The 5,917-nt window shown below is 51.3% G+C and carries 5 protein-coding genes; all 5 read right to left on the minus strand.

The window, feature by feature from the left end; translation table 11 throughout:
• Window positions 1-615, minus strand: a 615-nt coding sequence (locus tag B3W37_RS14445; protein WP_483176219.1) for a hypothetical protein, incomplete at its 3' end; no start/stop codon positions are given.
• Window positions 616-648: 33 nt separating this feature from the next.
• Window positions 649-1,770, minus strand: a complete 1,122-nt coding sequence (locus B3W37_RS14450; RefSeq protein WP_483176220.1) for a zinc ribbon domain-containing protein — start codon at window positions 1,768-1,770, stop codon at window positions 649-651.
• A gap of 13 nt (window positions 1,771-1,783) precedes the next feature.
• Complete coding sequence (locus B3W37_RS14455) at window positions 1,784-2,914, minus strand: zinc ribbon domain-containing protein (protein WP_483176221.1); 1,131 nt, start codon at window positions 2,912-2,914, stop codon at window positions 1,784-1,786.
• Window positions 2,915-2,949: 35 nt separating this feature from the next.
• Window positions 2,950-3,744, minus strand: a complete 795-nt coding sequence (locus B3W37_RS14460) for a hypothetical protein (protein ID WP_483176222.1) — start codon at window positions 3,742-3,744, stop codon at window positions 2,950-2,952.
• The coding region (locus tag B3W37_RS14465; RefSeq protein ID WP_483176223.1) for a hypothetical protein at window positions 3,741-5,917 on the minus strand (2,177 nt) is incomplete at its 5' end. The genes B3W37_RS14465 and B3W37_RS14460, both read right to left, overlap by 4 nt.

A 5,917-nucleotide genomic window follows, 5' to 3' on the forward strand; every position in this document is an offset into this window, starting at 1 on the left:
TCCCGCCGCCATAACCGCCATACCACTGGTGCGATAAGGATGAAAAAGCCACCCCGGGGCCACCCGGTAAGGAGATGACATAGGGCCTACCGTGCTGCTGTAATCACGGTAGCGCAGCTCCAGATAAGCGGTTTGTCCTGCCGCGCTGATGCTGATGTAGCCAGTCTGGCCGTCTTCAGGGAGCAGTCCCCAGTCGACCCAGGGGATCTCATCAGGCTTAAAATACACTGCCACCAGGCCGCCGGGCCGCCAAAAATCGTCTTTGTCGGCCTCACTGACCCGATTTCCGTATACCGATTTCTCATATTGACCGCTGCCGGCCAGCTGCACCTGAGTAAAGAAATCCCGCCATTGGCCGGCATTCAAGGCAACTATGCGCCCGCCGGTTTTTTCCTGAATATATTCGTTTAAAGGTAGTTGGCTGAGCCGTTTGCGTTCCGATGAAACCATCCCGCTGGAGGACTTCAGTTCGTCAGTCTGCTCCTGCGCCCAATCCACCGCAGTTACACTGACCATGGCCGGAGCCACATAGAAAAACATGGCCAGACCAATCAATATGCCCAGCAGCAACGCCATACGTCTCCATAATTCGTTTATCCCTGAAGCAATCGCCACATTAAGCCCCTCTTTTTCACTGATTGACCCGGTTCAATAACTCTGGGTGCGGTCGTCATTAATGTCCTTATAGTTGGGGGACCATTTTATTACTGTATCGGCTGCCTGAGTCAAATCTATATGCGTAATTGCTGTCAGTTTGTAATACTCGGTGGAGCCGCCCGGACCCGTGACCAGAACAATGCCCCGGCCCGGCGCATAATAACTGATCGACTGATACTGTACTGCCTGATTGTCTTCTTTTACCAGGAGACAGTCCTTAAAAACAGCAAATCCAAGGTTAAGGTCCACGCCCATATCGATCACCGTCCAGACAACCTTGCCGAACTCATCCTGATAATCCCAGGTCCGCCCCACGCTCAGATCATTTTTCAGCACCGGGTAAATTTGATACGGGGCTTCATCCAATATATAATAGGTGCCGTCTGCTCTTTCAACATAGTGGAACCCATATCCGAATGCTTCCCCCTGCTCCACCCCGGTTTCCACTTCACTGACCCGCACCGCCTCGGCAGGAACCACCAGAGCGCTGGTGCGTTCCACAATCCCCGCGGTTCCGTCCGGATAATTGACAAATGCGGTGCATTTCAATCCAGGGTTGGACAGATAAGTGGCTGCCCGGGTCAGATCAGCTTGGGCCGTTGCCGGCTCTGCTACTGTCGGTGCTGGCGCAGTCGGCTGGGTTTCATCCGGCCTCGCCCCTTTTTGCTGAGCGGCCGTCGGCGGGGCGGCTTTCCCCGGATCTTCACCCCGGGAGGCCAGCCAGAAAATAAGTCCGCCTCCCAGCGCAAGCACCAGCACGGCCAGTATGATGATCAAGCCGCCTTTGCTGCCTGAACTGCCGCGGCCCAGAGCGTTGGTATTGCCCATTCCCGTATGCTGCAGCGGATCAGGGCGTATCGTGTCTGCAGAAGGCCGGGGCGGTGGAACAGGCGCTGTCCCGACCTGATTGGCGGGCTGGGCAGGGCGGGGTGGCGGAGCGGCCAATTGTACCGGTTCAATGGGCGCCGCAGCCTGCTGCGAATGACTCGCGGCTGCATCATCATGGGACGGAGCTTCCAAAGTACTGATGTCAAATCCACATTCACCGCAAAACCGGTCTTCCGGTGCTATTTTTGCTCCGCAATCCGGGCAGAAATTCAGGTCGCTCACCATAACTCACTCCTTTTTAAACAGCCGTTCCGCAACTGGTGCAGAATTTTTTGCCGGCGCTGAGCTCAGCGCCGCACTGGCCGCAGAATTTCATTTTAGATCCGGCATTTACAGTTGTTGGTGCCGAGTCAGGCCCAACCATTTTGGCCGCAGCTTGCCGGTTGACAGCTTTCAGCAAGGATTCCATCCATTGGCCCAGGGTTTGTTTAAGTTCCCCGGCGTTAAGGGCTTGGTGGCGAAAACACGTATTACCTTGCGCCTCGTTTTCAAAAGAGCAAAGATGATTAGTAAAAGCGGTTGTCGCCATGAATACCCGGGAGAGGCTGCGTTCTTCCCCGCCAATCAAAGCGGTAGCCTGAAAGCCTGCAGCTCCCATCCAACCGGTTATAAATTCGGTTCCCATAATGCGGGAACGTTCTCCCAAAGTTAATACATTCTCGTTATTGCTTAGAAAACCCAGCTCCTCAATCTGCTTGATATGTTCCGGTTTCAATGCAATCGTACTATTTTTAAGCCCGGGAGTAAGTTCAAACACTGTGGGCAAGAGCCACCGTTTATCCTGGCTGGCTAAGGCCCGTTTCAAAAGTTCCACATAATCGGAAGTAGCCAGGGATAAATTCAAATTGCCGCTGTAATCCAGCATACTTTCCATGTAGGAACGGCGATAGATATCAATACAGTGCAGGGCACAGATAAGTACTTCTGTTTCCATAACTTCAGGGAATACTGCCTGATAACTGCCAATACCTGTTGAAGCATATATTTGTAACCACCATTCCAGATAAGCATCAAAATCGTCAAAGAGCAAAATCAGTAAATCACCTTCTGAATTTACAAACTGTGCTGCCATCGTTTTATAATCGTCAGATAGCAGGAGATAATACTTTTCATCAGCAGTACCTCCCCCGCCGCGGTTAAATTCAATTTTTAGACCCGGTTCCAGTACGCATCTGGCCATTTGATTGAGTTTGGGACTCTGGGCCAGGGCTTTAAAAGATTCGGATGGGCTGCTGACTGCAGCCTGTTCCGCGTTATATTGAAATGGTGATAATTTGTTCCCGTTCAGACCGGAGCGTCTGAAGAGATGGTCGATATCCGGCGGTGCCAGCTTGAAAACCTCGATGCTACCGGGCTTTTCCATATTCATTTTCAATCCCTCCTTATTAGACTTCCAACAATGACTCAATAACTATCTCCGCTCCAAACTTCTCCGCGTTCGATGCGCTGCAATTCTCGATTACCCTTAAGTCCGATATAGGGGCAATCTTCGGCGGATGAAACTAAAGTAAGTGATTCATCCCCGGGTTTTATCCAGTGCAGCTTGCCTGCCTCGATCCATTTACCCAGTTCAAAATCATAATCATTTATATTTAAGTCAAATTCACCCCAGCGGACCATATTCTCCTGATCTGAAAAAGTATATAGACGGGTGCCCCAGGTGTTGACCCTGACCATATCAGCCGGTGCATCTTCGGCAAAGTAGAATATAGCATAACCCTGATGATCGCCGATCGGAAATGAAGAAATAACTGCCTGTATTTCTTCCTGGTTCAATAACCGCGGCAGAACCCCTGGGACTCCGGCGCCAGGTTTGCATAAAAACGGGGCTGCATCAATACTGCCTTGGAGCGTCACCGCTCCATCCAGAGCAAAATAGGTGGGAGGAAGGTCTTCCGTCCGCCTTACCGGAGCATCATAATTCCACCACAAACCATCCAAACCAAGCAGATCTATGCAATAATCAACTGCTTCACCGCTGAAAGGGCAACGGGACAGGGGCACTACCGGCAGCCACTGGTCATATTCATCCCTCATTTTTGCCAGTTGTACCTGCAGCTTTTCCATTGCAGCTTCCACCGCCACGGCCTCTCCATTTCCATCCTGAAACAGGGTCAGGTCATATTCCCGCCATTTTTCCAGTTTGATAAAGTATTGCTGTAGAAATTCCTTTCTTTCCCGTGCATTCATGGTGTTCATTCTCTGACTCCCCCTTCCCACCAGTTAGTAGTCCAACCGCCCTTTTCTCCTCGCAGCGGATCATAAGTGTTTAAAGCCTCGCCGCCTTCTCCATGACCGCTCAATATCTTTCTATCAATGGATTCTGCTATTTCACGCGGTGATTGGGCTCCGGGAATCGAACCGTCGGGAACTTTATCTGATAGTCCTGAATAATCCCAGCCCACATGTTCGGGATGCTGAGTAGCCCCCAGAGATTGGAATTCCCGGTTGATCTGCTCATTCATCCGGGGCGAGACCGGTTTCCCGCTGACCGCATCAACAATGGCAAATGTATCATGGTCTCCGCAATAGGGCTTCATAGTTTGCTTATTGTAGATGATTCCGGTTTTCTGATCCCAAACGATTTTGCCCTCTTTTTCCAGGTGTTTTAATTTCGCTATCTGGTCGGTATATTCGGTCATTCTCTGGCTATGGCGCTTTTGCAGGCTGTTCCAATGCGCGTCTGGCATATTGGCTGGTTTCGATGCCGGCAGCGGATCAGGTTTCCTGCAGCCTACTGTGCCGATATTCTCCTTGGGATATCCCAGCTCAACATCCAGCTGGTTTATGGTTTTGGCCTTCAGCATCTCCGGTTTGGGATGAGCTCGGCCGCTTTGCAGCCAAGCGCTTGACTCAGGATTGGTAGGTCTCATATGGGCTTTCACCCCATATTTATCACAGACCGCCTGGATAGATTTCTGGTCACGAGCCGGCATCCCTCTTAAATCAGGGGGAAGGCCCGCTTCTTTAAAACTGCTGTTGTCGATTTTTAAACCAGGTGTTTCAGCTGATACCGTCTTCAGTGACGGCTTGCCTGTAGGTTTAGCCACTTGAGCCGTTCGGGCGGCAGCCTCACTGCTTTTTGCTGCAGCTTTCCCTCCCGCTGCAGCTCCTTGTTTTCCTGCTGCCTGCTTCATAAATTTCTCTCCGGCCTGGTCACCGCCGATCTCCACCAGGCGTTTATTGATCTTATCCAAAGCTGATTCAGCTGATTCTTTACTGATAAAGCCAAGCTTACGGCTCAGTTGCTGGTTCAGTGCACTGCCCTTAAGCACTGCCTTTTCAATAAAATCCGCCGCTTTATTAGTAAAAGCGGGAAATCTCTCCAGCATTTCTTTATTTAGAGCACTGCCGCCTTTGCCTATCGCCCAACCGGCTTGCTCACCCAAAACTACCAGCCCGATGGCTTTGCTAACTGCTCTAAAATCTGATTCTCCCTTATCTACCGAGTCCTTGATCCGGGACAATGCTTCGGCTACTGTTAAGCCGCCGTCTATGACCTTACCGGCAAATCCGCCGGTAGCAGTTGTTATCATAATCCGGGCTGCCATTCCCTTCCACGATATGCTGCCATCCGCCTTTTCTCCGGTCACTACCTCCTTGGCGGTGGCCAGATTGGCTTCCAAAGCATAACCAAGGGTATCTACCCAGCCTTCCTCTTTACGTAATCCCGAGTCCCCGGTGGTTTTTCCTTCGATACGGTTGCCGATGATTTTCTTCAGCTGCTCCATTCTCCCCTGGTCCACTTCTTTGCCGGCCAGCATATCATTTTTTAACTCCTGGATAGCCCGGTCGATATCCCCCGGACCGCCTGGTTCGCCTATGTTGTGATTATCAACTGCCTTCTGCATTTGCTCCAGGTTCTTCCAGGTAGCCAGGTTATCATCAATCGCTTTGCTATTGCCATCCTGACGATTCGCCATCTTTTCCAGATCTATTGCCGCCCGGCGTTTATCCTCCGCCACATCATTCTGCCATGCTTCGAATCGGTCTGGATTAAATTCATTGCCCGACTCGGTATTGACCCATTTGCCTTCGACCGCATTATATTCGATTTCATAGCTTTGCCCGTCACCCTGGCCCACCAGTATCTGCCTTTCTCCATGTCTGGGTCCGGTGTAGCCGGGTTCGTACTCATAGGTTGAAGTGACCCCCGTTTCCGGATCCGTATAATCGAAAGTATTGCCCGGCTGTGTTTCCGGGATTTGATCCCCGGGGAACCTTTCCTCGGGTTCAGTTCCCGGCCAGTCACTCTTGGGGATATCTTCTTCCGGGATTGGGCTGCTGCTGGGCTGACCCTCGGGCGCTATTTCTCTTCCTTCTCCCACTTCATGATTTTTCAAGGTATTCATGGGATCTTCCGGGCCAATGA

This window comes from Syntrophomonas sp. UBA5494, assembly GCF_002426325.1.